Genomic DNA, 24,146 nt, shown 5'->3' with positions numbered 1-24,146 from the left:
CTTGGCTTTACCGCAAAACATCGACGACGATCGCAGCCATAAGCAGCCATAGCCCCACGCTGCTGGTATGATGCGCGGCTTTTTCCGACCCACAGAAAATTACCAGGCGCCAGCAGCGGTCTGTGCTTTGCTGTTGAGGTCGATACATTCACGGCGCCTGGCGCGCCACGGGGAGCAGACATGCTGGAAAGGCTGTTTCAACTCAAGGCACACAACACCAACGTGCGGACCGAGATTCTGGCGGGCGTCACGACCTTTTTGGCCATGGCCTACATTCTGTTCGTCAACCCGAGCATCCTCGGTGAGACCGGCATGGACAAGGGCGCGGTGTTCGTCGCCACGTGTCTGGCAGCCGCCATCGGCTCCACGGTGATGGGCCTGATCGCCAACTACCCGATCGCTCTCGCGCCGGGCATGGGCTTGAACGCCTTCTTTACCTACACCGTGGTCCTGCACATGGGCCACACCTGGCAAGTGGCGCTGGGGGCGGTGTTCATTTCGGCAGTGCTGTTCTTCCTGCTGTCGATCTTCCGCATCCGCGAATGGATCATCAACAGCATCCCGTTGCCGCTGCGTTCGGCGATTGCCGCCGGTATCGGCCTGTTCCTGGCCCTGATCGCCCTGCATAACGCGGGCATCGTGGTGAGCAACCCGGCAACCATGGTCGGCCTCGGCGATTTGAAACAACCGGCCCCGATCCTCGCGACCCTCGGCTTTGCCCTGATCGTGGCGCTTGAAGCACTGAAAGTGCGCGGTGCGGTACTGATCGGCATTCTGGCCGTGACCATCGTTTCGATCGTGATGGGTTTCACCCCGTTCGGCGGTGTGATGTCGATGCCGCCGTCCCTGGCCCCGACCTTCCTGCAACTGGACATCAAGGGCGCCCTGGACATCGGGTTGGTCAGCGTGATCTTCGCTTTCCTGTTCGTCGACCTGTTCGACAACTCCGGCACCCTGATCGGCGTCGCCAAACGCGCCGGCCTGATGGGCAAGGACGGCCACATGCCGAAAATGGGGCGCGCCCTGATCGCCGACAGCACCGCAGCCATGGCAGGTTCCTTGCTGGGCACCTCGACCACCACCAGCTACATCGAATCCGCAGCCGGCGTGAGTGCCGGTGGCCGCACTGGACTGACTGCCGTTGTCGTGGCGATTCTGTTCCTGTTGGCGCTGTTCTTCTCGCCATTGGCGGCCAGCATTCCAGCCTTTGCTACCGCGCCTGCACTGCTGTTCGTCGCGGTATTGATGACATCCGGCCTGGCCGAAATAGACTGGGACGACATCACCGTCGCCGCACCGGTCGTGGTCACTGCTCTGGCCATGCCGTTCACTTATTCCATCGCCAACGGCATCGCCTTCGGTTTCATCTCCTGGACCGCGATCAAGTTGCTGTCCGGCCGCGGCCGTGAGCTGAACCCGGCACTGGTGATTCTGTCGATTCTGTTCGTGATCAAGTTGGGTTGGTTCAACGCATGACTTTTGATTCCCAGGCTTACGCCGTTCAGCTCGAAGAGAAGGTCACGCGCCTGCGTGACCTGTTGGCCCCGTTCGGTGCACCAGAACCTGCGGTGTTCGACTCGCCGCTGAAAAACTTCCGCCTGCGCGCAGAATTCCGCCTGTGGCGCGAAGCCGGTGAGCGTCACTACGCGATGTTTTCCCAGGAAGACAAGCGCACACCGATCCTGATCGAAGAATTCCCGATCGCCAGCCTGCGCATCAACGAGTTGATGCCGCGGCTGAAGGCAGCGTGGCAAGCCAGTGCGGCCCTCAGCCACAAGCTGTTTCAGGTGGAGTTCCTGACCACCCTGGCCGGCGATGCGATGATCACGCTGTGCTATCACCGCCCGCTGGACGAGCACTGGCACGCGGCAGCGTCGAAACTGGCAGCTGACCTGAACGTCAGCATCATCGGCCGTTCCAAGGGCAAACGCGAAGTGATCGGTCACGATTACGTGATCGAGCAGATGGACGTCGGCGGCCGCACCTTCAGCTATCGTCAGCCGGAAGGCGCGTTCACCCAGCCCAACGGCACCGTGAACCAGAAGATGCTCAACTGGGCTTACGACTCACTCGGCGATCGCACCGACGATTTGCTGGAGCTGTATTGCGGCAACGGCAACTTCACCTTGCCGCTCGCGACCCGCGTGCGCAAAGTGCTGGCCACCGAAATCAGCAAGGCGTCGGTCAACGCCGCGTTGAGCAATCTCAGCGAAAACGCTGTGGATAACGTCACCTTGGTGCGCTTGTCCGCCGAGGAGCTGACCGAAGCCCTGAACGAAGTTCGTCCGTTCCGTCGTCTGCACGGTATCGATCTGAAGGGCTACGAGTTCGGTAGCGTCTTCGTCGACCCACCTCGCGCAGGCATGGATCCGGACACCTGCGAGCTGACCCGTCGCTTCGACAACATCCTCTACATCTCCTGCAACCCGGAAACCCTGGCGGCCAACATCGCCCAGTTGCACGACACCCATCGCATCACCCGATGCGCAATGTTCGACCAGTTCCCGTGGACCCATCACATGGAATCCGGGGTGTTGTTGACCCGCCGGTAATTGCTGGCGCCAGATACAAATCAGCCGTCATCACGACGGCTTTTTTGTGCGTGCTTAAAGGGTGGTATCTGTCTTGCGCGGACGCCCGCCCTTACGGCCATTCGCCCGCGCAGCCTCTGCTTTGGCGGCACTGCTTTGGCGACCATTACGCGAGGCAATGACCGACGCGGCCATATCCATCAGCGGCTTGCTGGCCGAAACCATCCCGGCGATGGAGACCTGCAGATCCTTGCCCTCGTGGCAAAGGGCTGTCCCGGAAAAGCCGACTTTCAGGTCTGCGAAATCCTCGACGTCGAAATCATCGAATTCCGGATAGTGCTGCACGGGCAACAGCACGCCACTGCCATCAATGAAACCGACCGCCAGGCACGGTTCCACAAAGGTCACCGAAGTCGCCTGCAGACCGCCTTTGTGGCGCACTTGCCCACGCTGGATGGCTTCATCCAGCACGGCTTCGGTTACGGGCCGATCCACCAACATTTTTGCTGTTATCGTTTTCATAGTTCGATCTCCACGCCCTCCGGAACGCCCATCAGCGCCAGTAGGGTCTTGTTCGTCTCGGGCTCATAGCAAGCCGAGCCAATCATGCAGGTCGTACTGGCGACCCTTTTTACCACCACCACTTCGCTGGTTTGCCAGTCCCATATCTGATGATCGAGGCAGACCGTGTGCAGTTTGTCCCACCAGAAACACCGAGCGCGGCGCAAATGAGCGGGTTGTCCGAGCGCGTGACGCAACCCTTCCAGCACCGCCACAGGTGGCCTGCGAGAATGAGGAACCACGTCCCACAGCTCGACACTGTTGTGCCAGAAGCTGAATTTGAAGCGCGCACTCCATGTTCCGGCATCCACATGTGCATGCGGCGGGCAGTGCTCATCGCGCAACATGATCACCATTGAAAACCCTTTGTAGCTGAATAATCTCATTCTAACCCATCCGTTAGGTTAATGAGCCCGAAGACCCGACATTCCCTGGAAAATCCGATAACTGGCGCCGTGTTGAATCATCACTGCGACTTTTGAGACTAGCGCCAAGGCTCGGCTCGGGCCGGTGGATAACACCGCAAAATGGTAAGTAATCCTTTCCTCGCGCCTACAAAAAAGCCGTCCCGAGGACGGCTGTCTTGGCTTGTCAGGAAATCAACCCGACTGGTTTTTTCGATACTCGGTGGTGGTGATGCCCGCATACCCCCAGTTATCCGTGTCGACTTCCTCAATCACAATGTGGGTCAGCTCCGGAGGCTTGCCAAGGACGCGCTTCAAGGTGTCGGTGATTTCGGCAATGACCTGGGCTTTCTGCTCCCGGGTCACACCATCGCGGGTAATACGTACGCTGACGAAAGGCATGCTGGTTCTCCTGCTTGCTGGTTAAGAAAGGCTTACTGCTTGCCGCTGCTCATCACGAACTCACTGTATCTGTGTGCAGGCATCTGATAAATACTGACTCACACACTTTATTTGATCCTCGGTGTAATCAATCATGCAGCGACAATTCGACGATCTTCAACTGGGCAGCATCGAGCTGTTTTGCCTGGCCGCCGAAGCCGGCAGTTTTACCGCCGCCGCGCTGGTGGCGGGCGTGACGCCGGCAGCCGTGAGCCGCTCGGTATCGCGCATGGAGGAACGTCTGGGCGTGCGGTTGTTCGCCCGCACCACCCGCAGCGTCAAACTGACCGACAGTGGTCGACGGTACTATGAGGAATGTCGCCAGGCGCTGGCGCAACTGGTCGAAGCCCAGCGTGAGGTCATGGGTCAGCAGCAACAGCCTTCCGGCACCTTGCGCATCAGCATTCCCACCACCTATGCCCATCACCGGATTCTGCCGTTGTTGCCGGCTTTTCGGGCACGCTTTCCAGCGGTGAAGGTCGAGTCGCACATCAGCAATCGCAACATCGATTTCGTCGGTGAAGGCTATGACATGGCGATCCGCGTGCGGGCGATTCCGGATTCCGGCCTGATCGCCCGACAGTTGGAAGACGCCGCGCTGGTGATGATTGCCAGTCCTGACTACCTCAAGCACGCGGGCATTCCACAAACGCTGGATGATCTTAAACAGCACGAGTGCATCCAGTACGAATTGCCCAGCAGCGGTCGGCGGATTGCCTGGCTGTTCAACGACAATGGCGTGCACCGGGAGATTCTGGCCGAGGGCAATCTCAGTTGTTCCGACGACGTACTGGGTGGGGTGACCCTGGCCAAACACGGGGCTGGATTGTTCCAGACCTATCGTTTCATCGTCGAAAACGAATTGGCCGATGGCTCGCTGGTGGAAGTGCTCAAGCCCTATGGCGGACGCTCGCGGCCGTTCACCCTGCTCTACCCGCAAACTCGCCATATGCCGTTGCGTTTAAGGGCGTTCATCGATTTTCTGGTTGAGCATCTGCCCCGCTGAAAAGCCGAAACCGTCCGATCACCGCACACATTAACCCTGCAAACCGCCTCTTCAATTGACCAAATTAACCAGCTAGTACAATTTATCTCCACAAGCTGAAACCCTCGGCCAATGCCAAAAATAATAAGTGGAGAGACCCCGATGCCCCCTATCGTTCTGGTGCTCAACGGCCCGAATCTGAACCTGCTCGGCACCCGTGAACCGGCGACTTACGGCCACGAAACACTGGCCGACATCTCAGCGATGTGCGGTCGTGCTGCCGAAGAGTTCGGCCTGGCGGTGGAGTTTCGCCAGACCAATCATGAAGGCGAACTGCTCGACTGGATTCACGCCGCGCGCGGCCGTTGCGCCGGGATCGTCATCAACCCGGCCGCCTGGACCCACACCTCGGTCGCGATCCGCGATGCCCTGGTCGCCAGCGAATTGCCGGTGATCGAAGTCCACCTGTCCAACGTTCATGCCCGCGAACCCTTCCGCCACCACTCTTTTGTGTCGGCCATTGCCACGGCGGTGATGGCCGGTTTCGGCAGCCATGGCTATCGCCTGGCGCTGGAGCATTTCAGCCAACGTTTGAAGGGGTGAAGGCAGTGACTCAGACCAACGCTGTACTGGCCGGACTGATCGGCGCCGGCATCCAGGCTTCTCGCACCCCGGCGCTGCACGAGCATGAAGGCGATGCCCAGGGTTTGCGTTACCTCTATCGCCTGATCGATCTGGACCCGTTGAAACTCGACAGCGGCGCCCTGCCCGACCTGCTGTTAGCCGCCGAGCGGATGAACTTCACCGGCCTGAACATCACCTTTCCGTGCAAGCAGACGATCATCCCGCTGCTCGACGAATTGTCTGCGGAAGCCCGCGGCATTGGGGCGGTGAACACGGTTGTGCTGAAGGACGGCAAACGCATCGGCCACAACACCGATTGCCTGGGCTTCGCCGAGGGTTTCCGTCGTGGCTTGAAGGGCGTTGCCCTTGAGCGCGTCGTGCAAATGGGTGCCGGTGGCGCTGGCGCGGCAGTGGCCCATGCACTCTTGAGTGAAGGCGTACAGCTGCTGACCATTTTCGACGTGGAGATCAGCCGTGCCCAGAGCCTGGCGGACAATCTCAATCAACATTTCGGCGTCGGTCGGGCTGTGGCGGGCCATGACTTGCCGAGCACCCTGGCCCAGGCTGACGGGCTGGTGAACACCACCCCCATGGGCATGAAAAAACTGCCGGGCATGCCAGTGCCGGTGGAGCTGCTTCGAGGTGAGTTATGGGTGGCGGAGATCGTTTACTTCCCGCTGGAAACCGAACTGCTGCGCAACGCCCGCGCGTTGGGTTGTCGCACGCTGGATGGCGGCAACATGGCCGTGTTTCAGGCGGTGAAGGCGTTTGAGTTGTTCAGTGGCGTGGTGCCGGATGCGCAGCGAATGCTCGAGCATTTTCAGAGCATGAATGGCTGAACGGAGGTGGCGAGGGGGCAATCCCCTCACCCCACATCAGGCCTGCAGATACCGCAAAACCGACTCGCAAATCATCTCTCGATGACGCTGCTTGATGCTTTCGTCCGGCAAGTCGATCTGAAAGATCTCACCAAAAGTATGGCGGTTCGACACGCGATAGAAGCAGAACGAGCTGATCAGCAGATGCACATCCAACGGCTCGAGCCCCGAGCGGAATACACCTTCCTCAGCACCGCGACGCAAAATCTCGCCCAGTGAATCGAGAATGGTGTTGTTCATCGCCTTGATCGCATCGGAGCGCTTCACGTATTCAGCGTTGTGAATGTTCTCGATGCTGACAATCCGCACAAAGTCGACGTTGCGATCATGGTGGTCGAAAGTGAATTCCACCAGCCGCCGAATCGCTTCCACCGGCGCCAGTTCGGCCAGGTGCAGACGGTTTTCGGTGCTGCGGATATCGCCGTAGAGTTTCTCCAGCACCTCGACGTAGAGCTGTTCCTTACTGCCGAAGTAGTAATAGATCATGCGTTTCGAGGTGTGGATGCGCTCGGCGATCGCGTCGACGCGAGCACCGGAAAGTCCCTGCTGGACGAACTCGACAATCGCCTCTTGAAGGATATTCTCGCGGGTCTTTTCCGGGTTGTTCTTGCGACTCTTGCGCGGCTCGACAATCGGCTCGTCGGGCACGGCGGGGAGTTCTGAAGTTATCGTCATTGCGGGCTCACGGCCATCACTGCACAGGTTGGCGATTATGGGCCGCGCCGCACAGTGAAGGAAGCCGCGCGGCAGCGGTTTGTACCCGTGTTTACGATTTTCCTACAACTTTGCCTGACGTACGGCTCCGCTTCGAGACTTGGCCATAGCCGCCAGTCGCACCGCGACGTTGGCTGCGCCGTAACCTGCGTAACCGTTCTTGCGCTGGATGATCTCGAAGAAGAAGCGACCTTCGAACGGTTCGGTATACACATGGAACAGCTCGCCACCTTGAGCATCGCGGTCGTAGAGCACGTTGTAATAAGCCAGTTCGCTGAGGAACTCATCGTCGAAATCGAACCGCGCAGCAAGGTCATCGTAGTAATTGAGCGGGATATCCAGCAGCGGTACGCCCGCCTCCTTGGCCCGGCTAACTTCGGCAAAAATGTCGTCGCAATCGAAGGCGATGTGATGCACACCGGAGCCGCGATAACTCGATAGCGCGTGTGAGATCGCGGTGTTGCGGTTCTCGGAAATGTTCAGCGGCAAGCGGATCGAACTGTCCCGGCTGCGCAGCGCCCGACTCTTTACCAGACCGTACGGGTCAGGCAGTACCACTTCATCGTCGGCTTCGAAATCCAGCAGGCTTTTATAGAAAAGCACCCAACTGTCGAGGCTGTCGGCCGGCAGCGCCATGGCCATGTGGTCGATGCGCTTGAGGCCGCCACTGGCCACGGCGGCGGGTTGCAGATTGAAGTCGGTGCCGTAGACATCGGCGTCCTGGTCCACCAGATAAATCAGGCTGCCATCCGGCGCGCGCACTGCGGCGAGTTCCAGTTCATTGGGGCCAACCAGCCCGCGATACGGCTGACCTTTGTAAGCCACGGCCCGAGCCAGCGCACTGGCACTGTCCTTGACCCGCACGGCGGTGGCGCACAGCGATGGGCCGTGAGCTTCGAAAAAACTGTGGGCGAAGGAGTAAGGCTCGGAGTTGAGGATCAGGTTGATATCACCCTGACGCAGCAGGCTCACGCTCTTGGAACGATGCTGGCCGGCTTTGACGAAACCCAGCCGTTCCAGCCAATGGGACAGCTTGGCGCCAAGGCTTTCGTCCACGGCGAATTCAAGAAACTCGATGCCGTTGTACTCGCTGGCCTTGGGCGTCTCGAACAGAATGTCGAGAGTGGCCGGTGGCGTGACTTCCTGCGCCAGGCGCTCGCGGGTTTTCTCCTCCAGGTACAGCAACGAGCGCAAACCATCGGCGGCATTGGCCCGTGGCGGCGCGGCGCGGAAGCCGTCATTGAAGATCTCCAGCGACAACGGCCCGGTGTAACCGCTCTTAATGATCGGTGCGAGGAAACCCGGCAGATCGAATTCACCCTGGCCCGGGAAGCAGCGGAAATGCCGGCTCCACTCCAGCACGTCCATGGCCAGGATCGGCGCGTCGGCCATTTGCACGAAGAAAATCTTGTCGCCGGGAATCTCGGCAATCGCGCTCGGATCGCCCTTGAGTGACAGCGTATGGAAGCTGTCCAGCAATACGCCGAGGTTTGGGTGATTGGCCTGACGGACGATGTTCCACACCTGTTGATAGGTGTTCACATGGCGGCCCCAGGCCAGCGCTTCATAGCCGATCCGCAAACCACGAGCACCGGCGTGTTCGGCCAGCAGGCGCAAGTCGTCGACTAAAATCTGTTCATCACCGAGGGCGTCGGCCGAGGCGTTGCTGCACACCAGCACCAGGTCAGTGCCCAATTCCTGCATCAGGTCGAACTTGCGCTCGGCCCGCTCCAGGTTGCGCGGCAGGCGGTCGCGGCGGCAGCCCTCGAAATCCCGGAAGGGTTGAAACAGCGTGATCGCGATCCCGAGATCGGCGCACATCTGTTTAATTTCCCGCGGACTGCCGTCGTAGTAGAGAAGGTCATTCTCGAAAATCTCCACCCCGTCGAAACCGGCAGCGGCGATGGCTTCAAGTTTTTCCGGCAGGGTACCGCTCAAGGACACGGTGGCAATGGAACGCTGCATATTTCGACTCCCGGTGGTGGAGACAATCTTGTTATCGACATCGCACGCTTTCGCTTTTACGGATCAGGGATCGCGTTTATCTGTGAGCGAATTATTGGCCGGGGGAATCTGCACAGCAATTCAAAGTGTACTACCCGGTTAGTTTTGTGTTCGATTATCGAACACAATGGCCCTCGGTGAATTGACGATTTTTCGTCCACTGCGCAACATCAACGCCACATTGGGTCCGGCCGTAAACAACAGGACCCGGTTACCAAAGACCCAGAACACCACATAAAAATAATCGGTGGCCTACATGACTCCTTCTCAAAGCTCTTCCGTGGAGCGTTCCTCCATGACTCCTGCCACTGGCGGCATCGGCGACAAGATCCGTGGCGCGATGGCGGTCGGCAAAACCCGTTGGGGCATGCTGGCGCTGGTGTTCTTCGCCACCACCCTGAACTACATTGACCGCGCCGCACTGGGCGTCATGCAGCCTATTCTCGCCAAGGAAATGAGCTGGACGGCGATGGACTACGCCAACATCAACTTCTGGTTCCAGGTCGGCTACGCCATCGGTTTCGTGCTGCAAGGCCGGTTGATCGATCGGGTCGGCGTCAAGCGCGTGTTCTTCTTCGCCGTGCTGCTCTGGAGCCTGGCGACCGGTGCCCATGGCCTGGCCACTTCGGCCGTTGGCTTCATGGTCTGCCGATTCATTCTGGGTCTGACGGAAGCCGCCAACTACCCGGCGTGCGTGAAGACCACCCGGTTGTGGTTCCCGGCCGGCGAACGCGCCGTGGCCACCGGCATCTTCAACGCCGGGACCAACGTCGGTGCGATGTTCACCCCCATGTTGTTGCCGCTGATCCTGCACGTGTGGGGCTGGCAGGCCGCGTTCCTGTGCATGTCGGCACTGGGCGGGATCTGGTTGCTGTTCTGGGGCTTGAAGTACTTCAACCCGGAAGATCACCCGAGCGTTAAACAATCGGAACTGGACTACATCCAGAAGGAAGTCGAACCGGAACAATCCCGCGTACCGTTCTCGAAAATCCTGCGCATGCGTGGCACCTGGGCCTTCGCCCTGGCTTACGCGATCACCGCGCCGGTGTTCTGGTTCTACCTCTACTGGCTGCCGCCGTTCCTCAATCAGCAATACAACCTGGGGATCAACGTGACCCAGATGGGTATCCCGCTGATCATCATCTACCTCACTGCCGATTTCGGCAGCGTCGGCGGCGGGATCCTGTCCTCGTTCCTGATCGGCCGCGGCGTCAACCCGATCAAGGCGCGGCTGATGTCCATGTTCCTGTTCGCCTGCTGCATCGTCGGCGTGATTATGGCGGCGGGTTCGAGCAGTCTGTGGGTCGCCGTGTTCGCCATCTCCCTGGCCATCGGTGCGCACCAGGCCTGGACCGCGAACATCTGGAGCCTGGTGATGGACTACACGCCTAAACACATGATGAGTACGGTGTTCGGCTTCGGTGGCATGTGCGCGGCCATCGGCGGGATGTTCATGACCCAGTTGGTCGGCCACATTCTGACGATCACCAACAACAACTACACCGTGCTGTTCACCATGATTCCGGCGATGTACTTCATCGCGCTGATCTGGATGTACTTCATGGCACCGCGCAAGATTCCGACCGTCACCCCGTAAAACCCCTCCCCCGGCAGGCCTGATTCCAGGCCTGCCCTGCTTCTCTCACCGACGACTCTGCTGCCAGGCTGCTGCCAACCCGCTGCAACAAATCACCGCGATTCCGACCACCGTGGTCAGGGTCGGCGTGTGAGAAAACAGCAACCAGCCCAGCAAACCGGCAAAGACAATCTGGCAATAACCAAACGGCGCCAACAACGCCGGGGCCGCGTGGCGGAAGGCTTGCGTCAGAAACAGGTGAGCCGTCATCCCGCAGGCGCCCAGCGCCACCATCATGAATCCATGGCCCAGGCTGGGGACTTGCCAGAAGAAAGGGACCAGCGCGCTCATCACCAGGGTGTTGCACAGCCCGGCGAAGAAGTTGCTGGTGGTCGGACTATCGATGTTGCTGAGCTTGCGGGTGAGCAACTGATAGAAGCAGAAAAACAGCGCCGAGCAGAGCGGCAGCAACACCGCCGGGGTAAAGAGTTCTCCACCGGGATGGACGATGATCAACACGCCGATGAAGCCGCAAATCACCGCAATCCACTGGCCACGCGTGACGTGCTCGCGCAGCAGTGGCACCGACAGCGCGGTCACCAGAACCGGCGCAAGAAAGTTGACCGCCGTGGCTTCGGCCAAAGGGATGTACTGCAAGCCGGTGGTGAAAAACAGACTGGTGCCCAGCAGGCACAACGCCCGCAACAGCTGAAGTAACGGCCGTTTGGTTCGTAGGACACCCAGCCCGGATTGCGGCAGGAAAATCCCGGCCATCAGTAAGGTGTGAACCAGATAACGGGCCCACACCACCATGACGATCGGGTAGAAGCCCGAGAGGTATTTCGAAAAGGCGTCGTGACTGGAAAACAGGAAAGTCGCAACGACGATCAGCAGAATCCCTTTGAAGGGTTGGTTTACGCCGGAGAGCGGAGTGCTGACGGTCATTCGGTATCCCTTGTGTTTTGCATCAACTATTTAAAAGCATCCCTTACAGGAAAGACGAACCCGAATAATTTAGAACCTTGTTCCAGATTCCTACACAAGTAAACCGAAAAAGTGTGCGAACAGCGCACGGCTTCTGTAGGGGAAGCGATCAGTTGAACAGCTCCGACGCCAGACTGGCCGCCGACAGCTCCTCGGTAAACTTCAACAACAACGGCGCCAACTCATGCAGTCGCGCCCCCGGCATCCGCGCACTGGGCCCGGCGATGCTCAGCACACCGATGACTCGACCATCACTCGGATGTCGCACCACCGCAGCAATCGCCGAGGTGCCCACCGCCGAACTCTCCTCGACCCAGGCATAACCCTGCTCCCGCGCCATACGCAGGCGTTCCAGCAATTCGATGTTGGAACGCGGAGCATTCGGCCCAAGGTCCTTCGGCCGCTCGCCACCCTGGCGCTCCACCAGCGACAAGGCTTCTGCATCGCTCATACATGCCAGCCACGCATGCCCCGACGCGGTGTAAAACAAAGGCGCATCGCGGCCCATGTCCGGGTCGTAGCGCAGGCCGGAACGGGCGCCCTGGGATTTGGCGATCCAGATCTGCCGCTCACCTTCAATCACCCCAAGACGCACCAGCTCGCCGGTTTCCTGGGCGAGGCGATCAAGCACCGGCTGCACAATATCGGCGCCGCTGCCCGAGAGGTAACGGAAACCCATGGCCACCAGTTTGGTCGACAGGTGATACCGCAGGTTCTCCGGATTCTGTCGCACGTAACCCAGCCGAATCAGCTCGGCGAGCAACCGGTGAGTCGCGCTTTTAGGAATATCCAGTTGCTCAGCCAGCGTCTGCATCGGCAAGCCGCGAGGGTCGCTGGTGAGGCTTTCAAGCACGCTGAAAACACGTTCGATCTGACTGCCGGCCATGGGAGGTTCCACACAAAATTTATCCGATTCTAGAAGACAACCGACCGAATGCGAAATCTGGAACCCACTGTCCGAGAACGAAGCAGGCGGTCGCCTGCTCGATAAAAACCCATCGCCTGAAGGAATTAGATGGGTTGTCCGTGTTCAATACGAGTCTGGAAGACTTCCGGCCACCCACCACAGGTTGCCGGGAAGGCTGCTGTGCGCGACAAAAGATGGACGACCGGACTGGCGCCGCTCCCACTCAGCAGCAACACTCATCCCACGGACAATCAGAGGGTTCCCACATGCTATGGAGAAAAGGCCGACGCAGCGACAACGTCGTCGATGCCCGTGGAGATGATGTCGGCGGCGGTGGTGGCGGGATGCGTTTTGGTGGCGCCAAGGGCCTGAGCCTGACGGCGATTATCTTGATCGTCGGGATCGGCTGGATCACCGGCCAGGACCCGATGCAAATCCTCGGGCAACTGACCGGGCAGATGAGCGAGCAATCGGCACCGGCCCCGACTCAAACCCGCAAGGCGCCACCGGCCACTGATGAAGGAGCCGAGTTCGTGCGCTCGATCCTCGGCGATACCGAAGACACCTGGGGTCAGATTTTCCAGCAGGCCGGTCGTCAATATAAGGACCCGACCCTGGTGCTGTTCAGCGGCCGCGTCAACTCGGCCTGCGGTCTGGCCAGTTCGGCGACCGGTCCGTTCTATTGCCCGGCGGACCAGAAGGTCTACCTGGACATGAGTTTCTTCCAGGAAATGTCCCAACGCTTTTCCGCCGCTGGCGACTTCGCTCAGGCCTACGTGATCGCTCACGAAATCGGACACCATGTGCAGACCTTGCTCGGTGTTTCAGCGAAGATTCAGACCGCCCGCCAACAGGGTCGGCAGATGGAAGGCGACGGTGGTTTGCTGGTACGCCAGGAACTGCAGGCCGATTGCCTGGCCGGAGTCTGGGCCAATAATGCGCAGAAACGGCTGAACTGGCTGGAACCCGGTGACATCGAAGAAGCCTTGAACGCCGCCAATGCCATCGGCGATGACCGTTTGCAGCAACAAGGTCAGGGGCGCGTGGTCCCGGATTCATTTACTCATGGTACGTCGGCGCAAAGGGTGCGCTGGTTCAAAACCGGATTCGCGCAAGGCCAGGTCGGCCAGTGCGATACCTTTGCAGCGAAAAACCTATAAATGAATAAGTGGCTGTTAGCTCTACTGATCACCTGCGCAAGCGCCCAGGCTGCCGAGCATGCGGTCAAAGAGGTCAGCTCCGGACGCCTGCTGCTGACTGCCGGTGAAATCTCGGTGGGCATCGGCCCGGCGCCGACGAAAATCGAACGTGTGCTGATCATCATCCATGGTCGATTGCGCAATGCCGATACCTATCGCCAGAGCGCCGTGCACGCGGCCGAACAGGCCGGGCAAACCGCGAGCACCTTGGTGCTCGCCCCGCAATTTCTCAATGAAACCGACGTCGCGGCCCATCCCGTGGCTGACAGCGTATTGCGCTGGCAGGGCAATGACTGGATGGCGGGCGGTTTATCCACCGCGCCGTTTTCCCTGAGCTCCTACGCGGCGCTCGACGAAATCATCGCCCGAATCGGCGACCGGAAACAGTTTCCGGACGTGAAGCAAATTGTCATCGCCGGTCACTCCGGCGGCGCTCAGGTGGTGCAGCGATATGCGTTGCTGGGCCACGATCAGCCAGCGCTCAAGGCGGCCGACATACAGGTGCGTTACGTCATTGCCAACCCGTCGTCTTATGCGTACTTCGATGAACGACGGCCGGTGGCGTTCAAACACGCCGGTTGCCCGAATTTCAATCGCTGGAAATATGGGCTGGCGGATTTACCCGCCTATGCCCAAGGGCTAACCGCCAAGCAGCTGGAGGAAAACTACGTCAAACGCGATGTCGTTTATCTACTCGGGCAGCAGGACAGCGACCCGAAGCAGCCGGCGCTGGATAAAAGCTGTGAGGCCCAAGCTCAGGGAGCCAATCGATTGGCTCGCGGGCGCAATTATTTTGCTTATCTGAAGCGGCTGCATCCTCAGGGTTTGAATCAGCAACTGATTGAAGTGCCCGGGGTCGGGCATGACGGGGATGGGATGTTTAACTCGCCGCAGGGGCAGAAGGCGTTGTTCGGTCAGTGAGTTTTTGTGGTGGCTGATCTGACGCCATCGCGAGCAGGCTCGCTCCCACTTATGACCGCATTCCAATGTGGGAGCGAGCCTGCTCGCGAAGGGGCCCTCAAGCCGACAACATTTCCCGCAACGCTACGCAATCGGCGGCATGCCAATCCGTCAATTCCGGCCAGGGATTATCCGGCAGGTTCACCAACACCGTTCGCGCCCCTGCCGCCCGACCGCAATCCAGATCAAAGCGGTAATCACCCACCATCACCATCTCACTGGCCGGGACATTCCAGGCCTGGGCCAACTTCAGCAAACCACCGGGATGCGGTTTTGGCGGTGCTTCATCACGGCCCAGTACATCCTCCACCGCAAAGCAGTCGGCCAAGCCGATCGCCTCTAGCGTGACATGTGCCAGTTCGCGCGCATTGCGCGTGAGAATGCCCAAGCGATAACCGCGCCCGGCCAGCTCGCGCACCAGTTCTACCGCACCCGGAGCCGCTTTCGAACCGAGCGCCAGGTCCCGTTCGTGTTCCAGCAACCACGCATGTTTGGCTGCAGCCTCATCGGCCGGCAGCGCGGCGAGGTGGGTCAGGATGTCGTCTTCGGCAGGAATCGCCAACGCCACGCGGATCGCCGCGAAGTCATGCACGGCCACCGTCAGGGTGCCGTCCATGTCGAACACCCAGTGCCGCACCTCGGCCAGGCTCATGCCCAATCCTTGCGGTGGCGAATCAGGCCTTCCTGAGTGACCGACGCCACCAGTTGCCCGGCGCGGTTGAACACGCTGCCACGGGAGAAACCGCGCGAGTTGCCGGCCCACGGGCTGTCCATCGCGTACAGCAACCAGTCATCGGCACGTAGATCCTGATGGAACCACAGCGCGTGATCGAGGCTGGCGACCTGCATGTCTTTCTGCCAAACCGATTTGCCATGGGGCTGCATCGAGGTGGTCAGCAGACCGAAGTCCGAGGCGTAGGCCAGCAAGTATTTATGCAGTGCCGGAGAATCGGCCAACGCTCCGTCGGCGCGAAACCAGACGTATTTGATCGGATCGGACGGCTGCGGGTTGTAGGGATCTTTCTCGGTGATCGGTCGGAACTCGATCGGTTTCGGGCACAGAAATTTTTCGCGCATGTGCTCGGGGATCAGGTGCGCGCGCTGCTGAGTGAGTTCCAGCTCCGACGGCAGGTTCTCCGGGCCAACCACGGTCGGCATCTCGGCCTGGTGCTCGAAGCCTTTTTCGTCGTACTGGAACGACGCACTGCAGGTGAAAATCGGGTTGCCCTTCTGGATCGCCGTCACCCGACGGGTGCTGAAACTGCCGCCGTCGCGTACCCGATCAACCTGATAAACCACAGGCAACGCGGAATCGCCCGGACGCAGGAAATAGCCGTGCATCGAATGCACATGGCGCGCTTCTTCGACCGTCTGACTGGCCGCCGACAGGGACTGACCGATCACCTGACCACCGAACAGCTGACGAAAACCCAGGTCCTGGCTGCGGCCACGGAACAGGTTTTCTTCAATCGGTTCCAGGGTCAGCAGGTCAACCAGATCATCCAACACTTGGCTCATTCAGACTCTCCTCACACAACGCATGCCGCGCAGTCTTGGCTGCGACGGTCGATTCAATTTCTGGCCAGGGCCCGTGGGAGCCATTGTAAACGTCCGTGACCGCTTATCCATGCAAGGTTTGCAGCCATTGTTCACGGGTGATGCGGTACAGCGCATGGTGACGCAGGGGATGATCGGCCGCGAGCATCGGGTGGTCGAAATCATCGGCTGAATCATGGTGCATGCCGATGGCCTGCATGACTTTCTGCGATGGCATGTTGGTTTCGGTGGTGAAGGACACCACTTCTTTCAGCGCCAACCGGTCAAACCCGCAGCGCAGAGCGGTCCACGCCGCTTCACTGGCGTAGCCAAGGCCCCAGTGTTCGCGGGCCAAGCGCCAGCCGATTTCGGTGGCCGGGGTAAAGCGCGCGTCGAAGCCGACCTCTGCGAGCCCGGTAAAACCGATAAATGCCCCGGTGTCCTTGCGCTCCAGCGCCCAGAGACCGAAGCCATGTTCGACAAAATGGCCACGAATCCGTCCGATCAGCGAGGCACTTTCCAGACGACTCAAAGGCGCCGGAAAATATCGCATGACCTGTGGATCGGCGCACATCGCCGCAAACTCCGGCAAATCCTCATCGCGCCACTGCCGCAACAGCAGTCGCGCGCTCTCGAGTTCCAGTATCGGTTCCATCGTGCTCCCCCGTTCCCATGCCGCAAGTCTACATCGCTGGTAGGATCCTTCACTCATTCCTACCTACCGTCCTGTATAAATCAGCCATGCCCCTGCCCCTGATCTACCACGAAGACTACAGTCCCGAGTTCCCGGCGGATCACCGCTTCCCCATGGACAAGTTTCGCCTGCTGCGCGATCACCTGGTGGACAGCGGACTGACCCGGGACGCTGACCTGTTGCGCCCCGAGCTCTGCCCGCCAGAGATTCTCGCGCTCGCTCATGACCCTGCGTATATCGAACGCTACATGGGCGGCGAGTTGTCCCGCGAAGACCAGCGGCGCCTCGGCCTGCCGTGGAGCGAAGCCCTGGCCCGGCGCACGGTGCGTGCGGTTGGCGGCTCGCTGCTGGCGGCCGAGCAGGCGCTGGAACATGGTTTGGCCTGTCACTTGGCCGGCGGCACCCACCACGCGCATTACGACCATCCTGCCGGGTTCTGCATCTTCAATGACCTGGCGGTGATCAGCCATTTCTTGCTGGAAAGCGGCCGTGTGAATCGGGTGCTGATCTTCGACTGCGATGTGCATCAGGGCGACGGGACTGCACGGATCCTGCACAACACCCCGGAAGCGGTGACCGTTTCCCTGCACTGCGAGAAGAACTTTCCTGCACGCAAAGCCGAAAGCGACTGGGACATTCCACTGCCCAAGGGCATGGGCGATGCCGATTACCTGAAGGTGGTGGACGATGCGCTCAATTATTTACTGCCGCTCTACCAACCTGACCTGGTGTTGTACGACGCCGGCGTCGATGTGCATAAAGATGACGCGCTCGGCTACCTGAAGCTGACAGACGAAGGCGTCGCCGCTCGCGATGAAAGTGTCATGCGCCATTGCCTGGGCCGGGATATCCCGGTGGTCGGGGTGATCGGCGGCGGCTACAGCAAGGACCGCAAGGCGTTGGCGCGCCGTCATGGAATCCTGCATCACAGTGCGCAACGAGTCTGGCAGTCATCAGGTTGTCATTGAGGTGTGGGTCTTTACCCACAATGCCTGTGGAACTGCCTGTGGATAACCTGAGTGAAAGGTCCTACAGACCAGACCGCATATAGGGTACAGAGAGGTGGTTGTTTTTTAACCAGCTTTCGAATCCACACACGACCCCTGTGGGAGCGAGCCTGCTCGCGAAGGCGATTTAACATTCACCATTGGTGTCGACTGACCCACCGCTTTCGCGAGCAGGCTCGCTCCCACATTGATCTGTGCTGATAGAATGCCCGGCTTCATTCCGCCATCCCGCAGCGCATCCCATGACCCAACCCTCGCCCTCCTCCTCTTCTCACGTTGCCATCATCGGCGGCGGCCCCGCCGGCTTGATGGCGGCTGAAGTGCTGAGCCAGGCCGGGATCAAGGTTGATCTGTACGACGGCATGCCTTCGGTGGGGCGAAAATTCCTGCTGGCCGGCGTGGGTGGCATGAACATCACCCATTCCGAAGCCTACCCGGCATTTCTCTCGCGCTACGCCGAACGCGCGCCGCAGATTGCGCCGCTGCTGCGTGGCTTCGGCGCCGATGCGCTGTGCCAATGGATTCATGACCTGGGCATCGAAACCTTTGTCGGCAGTTCCGGCCGAGTCTTTCCTACAGACATGAAAGCCGCCCCCCTGTTGCGTGCATGGCTCAAACGTCTGCGTGACAGCGGCGTTGTTATCCACACCCGTCACCGCTGGCTCGGCTGGGCTAACAGCGGAGGATTGCGCATCGACAGCCCCGAAGGCGAAAAAACCGTCCAACCTGACGCAACCTTGCTGGCCCTCGGCGGCGGCAGCTGGTCGCGGCTCGGCTCGGACGGCGCCTGGATGCTGCCACTGGAACAACACAGCGTAGGACTCGCGCCGCTGCAACCGAGTAATTGCGGCTTCGAGGTGCAGGCCTGGAGCGAGTTGATGGTCAGCAAATTCGCCGGCGCCCCGCTGAAAAACATCGCCATTGGCCTCAATGACGACGTGCCACGGCTCGGAGAATGTGTGATCACGGCGACCGGGATTGAAGGCAGTTTGATCTACGCCTTGTCGGCACCGATCCGCGAAGCCATCAATCAGCACGCCTCGGCAACCATTCACCTGGACCTGTTGCCGGGCAAGCCTGTGGATAAGGTTCAGGCTGCGCTGAGAAAACCACGCGGTTCACGCTCAATGTCGAAGCACCTGCACAGTCAGCTCGGGATCGATGGTGTGAAAGCGGCTCTGCTGCGCGAACTGACGCCGGCCGAAAGCTTCGCTGATCCGGCGCTGCTGGCCAAAGCGATCAAGGCGCTTCCACTGACACTGGTGAAAACCCGCCCACTGGACGAGGCCATCAGTAGCGCCGGTGGTGTGATGTTCGAGTCTATGGATGAACGTTTGATGCTCAAGCAACTGCCCGGCGTGTTCTGCGCGGGGGAAATGCTGGATTGGGAAGCGCCGACGGGGGGCTATCTGCTGACCGCGTGTTTCGCCAGTGGGCGAGCGGCAGGGTTGGGGATGGTGAAGTGGTTGAAGCACAAGGCTTGAAACCGAGTTGAACCCTTCGCGAGCAGGCTCGCTCCCACACTGGATCTGTGTCGTCCACAAATCCCCTGTGGGAGCGAGCCTGCTCGCGAAGGCGGCCTAACAGACGCCGCGTGTATTCAAGGCTTCTTCTTGCGCGGTCCTGTGTTAAACACCGGCACCTTGCGCACAGGTTTGATCGAAGGCTCCGGCGCCGACGCATCACCGCTCTCAACCCACTTACCCAGATTGCGTTTACCGCCACTGGAGGTCTTCGGCTTCTTCGGTTTTTTCGGCTTCTTGACGACCTGACCGCTGGCATCGGTATCCGGCACCCGGTGCTCAGGCTCGAAGTCATGTTCCATCTGGCGAGGCAATGTCTGACGGGTCAGCGTCTCGATGGCCGACAGCAGATTCACTTCATCAGCGCAGACCAGCGAAATCGCCTGCCCGGTTGCACCCGCGCGACCGGTACGGCCGATCCGGTGGATGTAGTCCTCAGCCACGATCGGCAGGTCGAAGTTGACCACCAATGGCAAATCTTCGATATCCAGACCACGGGCCGCAACGTCAGTGGCCACAAGAATCTGCACTTCACTGGCCTTGAAACGGTCCAGTGCACGCTGACGGGTTGCTTGAGGTTTGTCGCCGTGGATGCCGTCGGCATTGATGCCCAGGCCCTGGAGTTTTTCCACCAGCGCGTCCACACCATTGCGGGTCTTGGCGAACACCAGCACCTGCTTCCACTTGCCCTTGCGCATCAAGTGAACGAACAATTCAGGCTTGCGCTTCTTGTCCACCACCACCACCCATTGCTTGACGGTGCTGGCAGCGACGTTGCGCGGGCTGACTTCGATGCTCAGCGGATCGTTGAGCATTTGTCCGGCCAGCAAGCGGATCGCGTCGGAGAAGGTCGCGGAGAACAGCAGCGTCTGACGTTGCTTGGGCAGCACGCGGTAGATATTCCCCAGTTCCTCGGAGAAACCCAGATCGAGCATGCGATCGGCTTCGTCCAGAATCAGGGTTTGCAGCTGATTGAACTTGAGAGCCTTCTGGCGATACAGGTCGAGCAAACGACCCGGCGTCGCCACCAGCACGTCTACACCCTTGCGCAGCTTCATCATTTGCGGGTTGATGCTGACGCCGCCATACACCGCGTAAGTGCTCAACGGCAGATTCTCGGCGTACTGACGCACGGCTTCGTGAACCTGTTCGGCCAATTCGCGGGTCGGCACCAGGATCAGTGCGCGCACCGAGTTAGACGCCACTTTCGGCCCTTCCATGGCCAGCAATTGCAGGAGCGGCAGCGCGAAGCCGGCGGTCTTGCCAGTCCCGGTCTGGGCGGCGGCCATCAGGTCGCGACCGGCCAGCACCGCCGGAATGGCTTGCGCCTGAACCGGCGTCGGGGTCTGGTAGCCGAGCGTCTCGAGAGAGCGCAGCAAGGGTTCGATCAGGCCAAGGGAGGCGAAAGTCATGGGATTACCGTAGGAAAATTCAGCGCGGGTTTTTCAAAACAAGTGTGCAAAACAAGATGCAATGGCGCGCAGTTTACCCTAATTCACACGGGATTCTGTCTGCACCACGGCAGCAGGTCGTTCCGGCGCCCGGCGCCACTGCGGCAAACCGATCAACACCACGGCGCTGATGATCACCAACATGGCCAGCGCTTCTTCGATCCCGATGGTCTCGCCGACAAACACAATCCCCAGCAACACCGCCACCGCCGGGTTGACGTAGGCATAACTGGTGGCCGCCGCCGGCCGCACGTTTTTCAACAGATACATATAAGCGTTGAAAGCGATGATCGAACCGAAAAAGGTCAGGTAGGCCAAGGCCGCCCAGCCTTCGATCGGCGGCATGGCTTCCAGATGCTCACCACTCAGCGCACTGCCGATCAGCAGCGCTACACCGCCCACCAACATTTCCACGGCACTCGCCATCGCGCCTTGGGGCAGCGGCAAGTGTTTGCTCCACACCGAACCGAAGGCCCAGGAAGCTGCCGCGAATATCAGCAACGCGGCACCCAACGGGCTCGATTGCAGGTTCGAACCGAGGTTGAGCATGGCAATGCCGATCAGCCCGAGCGCAATCCCGGCCCATTCGAGACGGGTATTACGCGCGCCCCAGAAATATCCGCAGAGCAAGGTAAACAGCGGCACCGTCGCCACCGCCAATGCAGCCACACCCGAGGCGACGCCCATGTGTTCGGCCACGCTCACCCCGCCGTTACCGCACGCCAGCAGCAAAATCCCGATGATCCCGGCGGCTTTCCACTGCGCCCAGGTCGGTGCCGGCGCCCCGCGCCAACGCAGGAACGCGTACATCAACGTCCCGGCGATCACGAAGCGGATACCGGCGAGCAGCAGCGGCGGCCAGTACGCCACGCCGATGCGAATCACCAGGTAAGTCGAGCCCCAAATCACGTACAACGCGAAAAAGGCAGCGATCAACGGTAGGGGAAAACGACGTAAGCCGGGCATGGGGCAGCTCGTAGGCAAGACAAGTGAACAGCTATTCTAGAAAGGCCAGCGGCGTAAAATAAGTTACAAAACCTGTTTATAGCGCCAGTACACTTTTCAAAACACGGAGATCATCGCTATAAACCGTGTTTTCGAAAGTCAGTCATTTTTCAGGAGTCCGACGATGGACAAATACGACCGCATGCTCCTTAGCGCCCTGTTGGAAAACGGTCGTGCGTCCTACGCCGACCTGGCGCGCAAGGTCAACCTGTCCGCTCCGGCCGTGGCCGAGCGTGTCGCCAAACTGGAAGCCTGCGGGGTCATCACGGGTTACCAGGCGAAAGTCGACATGGCCAAGCTTGGCCTGCCGATCCAGTGCGTGATCGAACTGCGGCTGAACCAGCACGGCAACCAGAAGGCCTACGACGACCTGATCAAAATCCCGCAACTGACCGAATGCCACCGGGTGACGGGTGATCCGTGCGTGATCATGCAAGCGGCGGTGGGTTCGATGCCGGAGCTGGAAGAGTTGATCAACCGGATCGCCAAGTTCGGGTTCAGCAAGACGTCGATTGTGCTGTCGAGCGCGATAGAGAAGCGCGTGCCGTTGGGGCAGTTGGAAGGCAATGGCAGAATCTGAAACGGCGCAGCCCCTGTGGGAGCGAGCCTGCTCGCGAAAGCGGAGTGTCAGTCGACAGCAATGTTGAATGGTAAATCGCTTTCGCGAGCAGGCTCGCTCCCACAGGGGATTTACGGTGTGATCAGATTCCGCGAACACCGCTGTATCCCACGCCCAACAAACACGGCATATCTTTCAAACGAACCCAAGGCTCTGTCCGCCAATGCAGCAGGCTTAACGTTCCCCCCGCCCACTCCATCAAGCGCAAACTTGGCGTTTGATTCGAAGCAACCCCGCCACCGTCCCGCAGCATCGGCACCACGTGATGGGTGAGCCAACGTCGCAAATGCCGGTTCTCCGGGCAGTAGTGATAGACCAGCATCGCGTACACGCCGGATTCGCTCAGCATCAATGTTTCCTGGGGGGCGTCGCTTCCGGACAAACACACCATCCGACGCTGGTCCGCATCAAGCTTGAGCGCGTACCGGCCGTTTATATCCACGCCCATTAACCGGCCGATATCTCGGGCGCAAAACCACGCCTCGGCATGCAGTAACAGTGCTTTTAGCTGGATGTGATGACGGATGAATGTTTGGGGGACGAAGTGAGCTTCTCTCGAAGCTGGTTGCACTATTTCGGACTGATCTGAGTCAGCACTGCTATCAGGGATATTGAGGGTAGCTTTGACCATGGGCGAATCTCCGAACCAAATATGCCTCCAACGATTCGGGCTTGCAGTCCCGGTCGCTGCATTGGCAGCGACAGACAAAAGGTTATCGATGCCCCAGATGAGGGGCAAGACGGACAATCCCTAAAGTTCGGTAGGATCGATCGTCGAATTTGAGGCGTGATTAAACACAAGAAAAACATCAGACACCGACCCTGTGGGAGCGAGCCTGCTCGCGATGGCGGAGTGTCAGTCAACATCACTGTTGAAGATGAACCGCTATCGCGAGCAGGCTCGCTCCCACAGGGGAATGGCGTTGCGGCTAGAACCCACGATAGCGTTTGAGATGTTCGCCTACTTTCGCCGCCGGCACTTTCTGCAAGCTCACCAACAGATCATGGGACAGCTCGCGCAACCCGTGCTTCTGCCGCAACTCCTGGGCCAAATGCGCCGTCAGGTTGGCCGCCATCTCGGCATCGGCCATGGCCCGGTGAGCCTTGCCGGTGTGGGGCAGGTTGGCGAACGTGGTGAGCGTGCCAAGCTTGTGATTCGGCGCCGCCGGCATCAACCGACGAGCCAGCAGCAGCGAGCAGGCAAAGTTCTGCAAGCGTGTGCGTTTGATACGCCCCAGCTCAAAGTCCCAGAACTTCTGGTCGAACGCGGCGTTGTGCGCCAGCAGCGGGGTGATGCCGACGAATTCGTTGACTTCGTTCATCACCTGCTCCGCCGATGGCGCGGTGCGCAGCATGGCGTTGCTGATGCCGGTGAGTTGTTCGATGAAGGCCGGCACGCGCACGCCGGCATTCATCAGGCTTTGGTAACGCTCGACGATGCGCCCCTGTTCAAGGATCACCACGGCAATTTCCGTGGCCCGGCAGCTGCTGCTCGGGGAGATCCCGGTGGTTTCAAAGTCGATGACTGCTATGCGTTCCAAAC

The 24,146-nt window shown here is 59.9% G+C and carries 25 protein-coding genes; 11 read left to right on the top strand and 14 right to left on the bottom strand.

Translation table 11 applies throughout. The annotated features are described in order from the left end of the window. Window positions 1-180: 180 nt before the first annotated feature. Both JFU47_RS21340 and trmA read left to right on the top strand, forming a co-directional pair. Window positions 181-1,476 (top strand): NCS2 family permease, encoded by a 1,296-nt coding sequence (locus tag JFU47_RS21340; RefSeq protein WP_140893747.1) that lies wholly within the window; start codon window positions 181-183, stop codon window positions 1,474-1,476. After that, window positions 1,473-2,552: a tRNA (uridine(54)-C5)-methyltransferase TrmA gene (trmA, locus tag JFU47_RS21335; protein WP_201185485.1), complete on the top strand. Its 1,080-nt coding sequence runs from the start codon at window positions 1,473-1,475 to the stop codon at window positions 2,550-2,552. Before JFU47_RS21340 ends, trmA begins: the two co-directional genes overlap by 4 nt. Before the next feature lie 54 nt (window positions 2,553-2,606). Here trmA and JFU47_RS21330 read toward each other — a convergent pair whose 3' ends face one another. The 3 genes from JFU47_RS21330 to JFU47_RS21320 all read right to left on the bottom strand — a co-directional run bounded on the left by JFU47_RS21330 (window position 2,607) and on the right by JFU47_RS21320 (window position 3,898). Further along, complete coding sequence (locus tag JFU47_RS21330) at window positions 2,607-3,053, bottom strand: DUF2442 domain-containing protein (RefSeq protein WP_140680971.1); 447 nt, start codon at window positions 3,051-3,053, stop codon at window positions 2,607-2,609. Beyond that, on the bottom strand, window positions 3,050-3,478 hold the full coding sequence (locus JFU47_RS21325) for a DUF4160 domain-containing protein (RefSeq protein WP_201185483.1): 429 nt from the start codon (window positions 3,476-3,478) through the stop codon (window positions 3,050-3,052). Before JFU47_RS21325 ends, JFU47_RS21330 begins: the two co-directional genes overlap by 4 nt. A gap of 213 nt (window positions 3,479-3,691) precedes the next feature. Continuing rightward, window positions 3,692-3,898 carry a tautomerase family protein gene (locus JFU47_RS21320; protein WP_123367741.1) on the bottom strand — a complete coding sequence of 69 codons (207 nt, stop codon included), beginning with the start codon at window positions 3,896-3,898 and terminating at the stop codon, window positions 3,692-3,694. Between the two features lie 133 nt (window positions 3,899-4,031). Here JFU47_RS21320 and JFU47_RS21315 point away from each other — a divergent pair, with 133 nt between their 5' ends. The 3 genes from JFU47_RS21315 (at window position 4,032) to JFU47_RS21305 (ending at window position 6,385) form a co-directional block, all read left to right on the top strand. Then, window positions 4,032-4,943 (top strand): LysR family transcriptional regulator, encoded by a 912-nt coding sequence (locus JFU47_RS21315; RefSeq protein WP_095130673.1) that lies wholly within the window; start codon window positions 4,032-4,034, stop codon window positions 4,941-4,943. A 141-nt stretch (window positions 4,944-5,084) separates the two neighbouring features. Further along, the gene (gene aroQ / locus JFU47_RS21310) at window positions 5,085-5,525 is read left to right on the top strand and encodes a type II 3-dehydroquinate dehydratase (protein WP_129441025.1); all 441 of its coding nucleotides are present in this window, start codon (window positions 5,085-5,087) and stop codon (window positions 5,523-5,525) included. 5 nt (window positions 5,526-5,530) lie between these two features. Continuing rightward, on the top strand, window positions 5,531-6,385 hold the full coding sequence (locus JFU47_RS21305) for a shikimate dehydrogenase (RefSeq protein WP_140680967.1): 855 nt from the start codon (window positions 5,531-5,533) through the stop codon (window positions 6,383-6,385). A 36-nt stretch (window positions 6,386-6,421) separates the two neighbouring features. Here the strand turns inward: JFU47_RS21305 and JFU47_RS21300 are convergent, their stop codons facing one another. Next, the gene (locus JFU47_RS21300) at window positions 6,422-7,099 is read right to left on the bottom strand and encodes a TetR family transcriptional regulator (RefSeq protein ID WP_201185481.1); all 678 of its coding nucleotides are present in this window, start codon (window positions 7,097-7,099) and stop codon (window positions 6,422-6,424) included. Between the two features lie 102 nt (window positions 7,100-7,201). Continuing rightward, window positions 7,202-9,103, bottom strand: coding sequence for a 3-dehydroshikimate dehydratase QuiC (quiC, locus tag JFU47_RS21295; protein WP_201185478.1), 1,902 nt, complete (start codon window positions 9,101-9,103; stop codon window positions 7,202-7,204). A gap of 334 nt (window positions 9,104-9,437) precedes the next feature. Here quiC and JFU47_RS21290 point away from each other — a divergent pair, with 334 nt between their 5' ends. Further along, complete coding sequence (locus JFU47_RS21290) at window positions 9,438-10,739, top strand: MFS transporter (protein WP_242485152.1); 1,302 nt, start codon at window positions 9,438-9,440, stop codon at window positions 10,737-10,739. A 45-nt stretch (window positions 10,740-10,784) separates the two neighbouring features. Here JFU47_RS21290 and JFU47_RS21285 read toward each other — a convergent pair whose 3' ends face one another. Continuing rightward, window positions 10,785-11,663, bottom strand: a complete 879-nt coding sequence (locus tag JFU47_RS21285) for a DMT family transporter (protein WP_123367736.1) — start codon at window positions 11,661-11,663, stop codon at window positions 10,785-10,787. A gap of 148 nt (window positions 11,664-11,811) precedes the next feature. Then, a complete protein-coding gene (locus tag JFU47_RS21280) occupies window positions 11,812-12,588 on the bottom strand; it encodes an IclR family transcriptional regulator (RefSeq protein ID WP_201185474.1) in 777 nt (258 codons plus the stop codon). A gap of 287 nt (window positions 12,589-12,875) precedes the next feature. On the opposite strand from JFU47_RS21280, the gene ypfJ reads away from it, so the two are divergent. Together ypfJ and JFU47_RS21270 are read left to right on the top strand one after the other, a co-directional pair. Continuing rightward, entirely contained in the window at window positions 12,876-13,769 is an 894-nt protein-coding gene (gene ypfJ, locus JFU47_RS21275) for a KPN_02809 family neutral zinc metallopeptidase (protein WP_140680955.1), read from the top strand. Beyond that, on the top strand, window positions 13,770-14,729 hold the full coding sequence (locus JFU47_RS21270) for an alpha/beta fold hydrolase (protein ID WP_140680953.1): 960 nt from the start codon (window positions 13,770-13,772) through the stop codon (window positions 14,727-14,729). Between the two features lie 97 nt (window positions 14,730-14,826). Here JFU47_RS21270 and JFU47_RS21265 read toward each other — a convergent pair whose 3' ends face one another. The 3 genes from JFU47_RS21265 to JFU47_RS21255 form a co-directional block, all read right to left on the bottom strand. Further along, entirely contained in the window at window positions 14,827-15,420 is a 594-nt protein-coding gene (locus JFU47_RS21265; RefSeq protein ID WP_046056569.1) for an HAD family hydrolase, read from the bottom strand. Further along, window positions 15,417-16,286, bottom strand: coding sequence for an acyl-CoA thioesterase II (gene tesB, locus JFU47_RS21260; RefSeq protein WP_140680951.1), 870 nt, complete (start codon window positions 16,284-16,286; stop codon window positions 15,417-15,419). The genes JFU47_RS21265 and tesB overlap by 4 nt, the downstream gene beginning before the upstream one ends. Before the next feature lie 103 nt (window positions 16,287-16,389). After that, complete coding sequence (locus tag JFU47_RS21255) at window positions 16,390-16,959, bottom strand: GNAT family N-acetyltransferase (RefSeq protein WP_140680949.1); 570 nt, start codon at window positions 16,957-16,959, stop codon at window positions 16,390-16,392. Window positions 16,960-17,045: 86 nt separating this feature from the next. Between JFU47_RS21255 and JFU47_RS21250 the strand changes: the two genes are divergently transcribed. Both JFU47_RS21250 and JFU47_RS21245 read left to right on the top strand, forming a co-directional pair. Next, window positions 17,046-17,966 (top strand): histone deacetylase family protein, encoded by a 921-nt coding sequence (locus JFU47_RS21250; protein WP_056744622.1) that lies wholly within the window; start codon window positions 17,046-17,048, stop codon window positions 17,964-17,966. A 281-nt stretch (window positions 17,967-18,247) separates the two neighbouring features. Continuing rightward, window positions 18,248-19,489: a TIGR03862 family flavoprotein gene (locus JFU47_RS21245; protein WP_201185472.1), complete on the top strand. Its 1,242-nt coding sequence runs from the start codon at window positions 18,248-18,250 to the stop codon at window positions 19,487-19,489. A 116-nt stretch (window positions 19,490-19,605) separates the two neighbouring features. Here JFU47_RS21245 and JFU47_RS21240 read toward each other — a convergent pair whose 3' ends face one another. Both JFU47_RS21240 and yedA read right to left on the bottom strand, forming a co-directional pair. Continuing rightward, entirely contained in the window at window positions 19,606-20,940 is a 1,335-nt protein-coding gene (locus JFU47_RS21240) for a DEAD/DEAH box helicase (RefSeq protein ID WP_140680943.1), read from the bottom strand. 78 nt (window positions 20,941-21,018) lie between these two features. After that, a complete protein-coding gene (gene yedA / locus JFU47_RS21235; protein WP_201185470.1) occupies window positions 21,019-21,945 on the bottom strand; it encodes a drug/metabolite exporter YedA in 927 nt (308 codons plus the stop codon). 163 nt (window positions 21,946-22,108) lie between these two features. Between yedA and JFU47_RS21230 the strand changes: the two genes are divergently transcribed. Next, a complete protein-coding gene (locus tag JFU47_RS21230) occupies window positions 22,109-22,564 on the top strand; it encodes an Lrp/AsnC family transcriptional regulator (RefSeq protein WP_102615750.1) in 456 nt (151 codons plus the stop codon). Between the two features lie 121 nt (window positions 22,565-22,685). On the opposite strand, the gene JFU47_RS21225 is transcribed toward JFU47_RS21230, so the two are convergent. Beyond that, complete coding sequence (locus tag JFU47_RS21225) at window positions 22,686-23,234, bottom strand: BRO-N domain-containing protein (RefSeq protein ID WP_201185468.1); 549 nt, start codon at window positions 23,232-23,234, stop codon at window positions 22,686-22,688. A 298-nt stretch (window positions 23,235-23,532) separates the two neighbouring features. Continuing rightward, window positions 23,533-24,144, bottom strand: a complete 612-nt coding sequence (locus JFU47_RS21220) for a 3'-5' exonuclease (RefSeq protein ID WP_201185467.1) — start codon at window positions 24,142-24,144, stop codon at window positions 23,533-23,535. Window positions 24,145-24,146: the final 2 nt, after the last annotated feature.

Origin of the sequence: Pseudomonas sp. TH39(2020), assembly GCF_016650715.1 — a bacterium.
In the GTDB taxonomy this organism is placed as follows: Bacteria; Pseudomonadota; Gammaproteobacteria; order Pseudomonadales; family Pseudomonadaceae; genus Aquipseudomonas; species Aquipseudomonas mandelii_C.
The sequence above is the reverse complement of the archived record's forward strand: the minus strand, read 5'-3'. Positions and strand labels throughout refer to the sequence as shown.

What these genes read in the sequence shown, in the direction of transcription:
- trmA (WP_201185485.1), top strand. Translation starts at nt 1,473, where the DNA reads ATGACTTTTGATTCCCAGGCTTACGCCGTTCAGCTCGAAGAGAAGGTC.
- JFU47_RS21245 (WP_201185472.1), top strand. Translation starts at nt 18,248, where the DNA reads ATGACCCAACCCTCGCCCTCCTCCTCTTCTCACGTTGCCATCATCGGC.
- yedA (WP_201185470.1), bottom strand. Translation starts at nt 21,945, where the DNA reads ATGCCCGGCTTACGTCGTTTTCCCCTACCGTTGATCGCTGCCTTTTTC.
- JFU47_RS21320 (WP_123367741.1), bottom strand. Translation starts at nt 3,898, where the DNA reads ATGCCTTTCGTCAGCGTACGTATTACCCGCGATGGTGTGACCCGGGAG.
- JFU47_RS21325 (WP_201185483.1), bottom strand. Translation starts at nt 3,478, where the DNA reads ATGAGATTATTCAGCTACAAAGGGTTTTCAATGGTGATCATGTTGCGC.
- JFU47_RS21270 (WP_140680953.1), top strand. Translation starts at nt 13,770, where the DNA reads ATGAATAAGTGGCTGTTAGCTCTACTGATCACCTGCGCAAGCGCCCAG.
- JFU47_RS21290 (WP_242485152.1), top strand. Translation starts at nt 9,438, where the DNA reads ATGACTCCTGCCACTGGCGGCATCGGCGACAAGATCCGTGGCGCGATG.
- JFU47_RS21250 (WP_056744622.1), top strand. Translation starts at nt 17,046, where the DNA reads ATGCCCCTGCCCCTGATCTACCACGAAGACTACAGTCCCGAGTTCCCG.
- quiC (WP_201185478.1), bottom strand. Translation starts at nt 9,103, where the DNA reads ATGCAGCGTTCCATTGCCACCGTGTCCTTGAGCGGTACCCTGCCGGAA.
- JFU47_RS21300 (WP_201185481.1), bottom strand. Translation starts at nt 7,099, where the DNA reads ATGACGATAACTTCAGAACTCCCCGCCGTGCCCGACGAGCCGATTGTC.
- JFU47_RS21265 (WP_046056569.1), bottom strand. Translation starts at nt 15,420, where the DNA reads ATGAGCCTGGCCGAGGTGCGGCACTGGGTGTTCGACATGGACGGCACC.
- JFU47_RS21340 (WP_140893747.1), top strand. Translation starts at nt 181, where the DNA reads ATGCTGGAAAGGCTGTTTCAACTCAAGGCACACAACACCAACGTGCGG.
- JFU47_RS21225 (WP_201185468.1), bottom strand. Translation starts at nt 23,234, where the DNA reads ATGGTCAAAGCTACCCTCAATATCCCTGATAGCAGTGCTGACTCAGAT.
- JFU47_RS21280 (WP_201185474.1), bottom strand. Translation starts at nt 12,588, where the DNA reads ATGGCCGGCAGTCAGATCGAACGTGTTTTCAGCGTGCTTGAAAGCCTC.
- JFU47_RS21230 (WP_102615750.1), top strand. Translation starts at nt 22,109, where the DNA reads ATGGACAAATACGACCGCATGCTCCTTAGCGCCCTGTTGGAAAACGGT.
- JFU47_RS21255 (WP_140680949.1), bottom strand. Translation starts at nt 16,959, where the DNA reads ATGGAACCGATACTGGAACTCGAGAGCGCGCGACTGCTGTTGCGGCAG.
- aroQ (WP_129441025.1), top strand. Translation starts at nt 5,085, where the DNA reads ATGCCCCCTATCGTTCTGGTGCTCAACGGCCCGAATCTGAACCTGCTC.
- JFU47_RS21285 (WP_123367736.1), bottom strand. Translation starts at nt 11,663, where the DNA reads ATGACCGTCAGCACTCCGCTCTCCGGCGTAAACCAACCCTTCAAAGGG.
- tesB (WP_140680951.1), bottom strand. Translation starts at nt 16,286, where the DNA reads ATGAGCCAAGTGTTGGATGATCTGGTTGACCTGCTGACCCTGGAACCG.
- JFU47_RS21315 (WP_095130673.1), top strand. Translation starts at nt 4,032, where the DNA reads ATGCAGCGACAATTCGACGATCTTCAACTGGGCAGCATCGAGCTGTTT.
- JFU47_RS21240 (WP_140680943.1), bottom strand. Translation starts at nt 20,940, where the DNA reads ATGACTTTCGCCTCCCTTGGCCTGATCGAACCCTTGCTGCGCTCTCTC.
- JFU47_RS21330 (WP_140680971.1), bottom strand. Translation starts at nt 3,053, where the DNA reads ATGAAAACGATAACAGCAAAAATGTTGGTGGATCGGCCCGTAACCGAA.
- ypfJ (WP_140680955.1), top strand. Translation starts at nt 12,876, where the DNA reads ATGCTATGGAGAAAAGGCCGACGCAGCGACAACGTCGTCGATGCCCGT.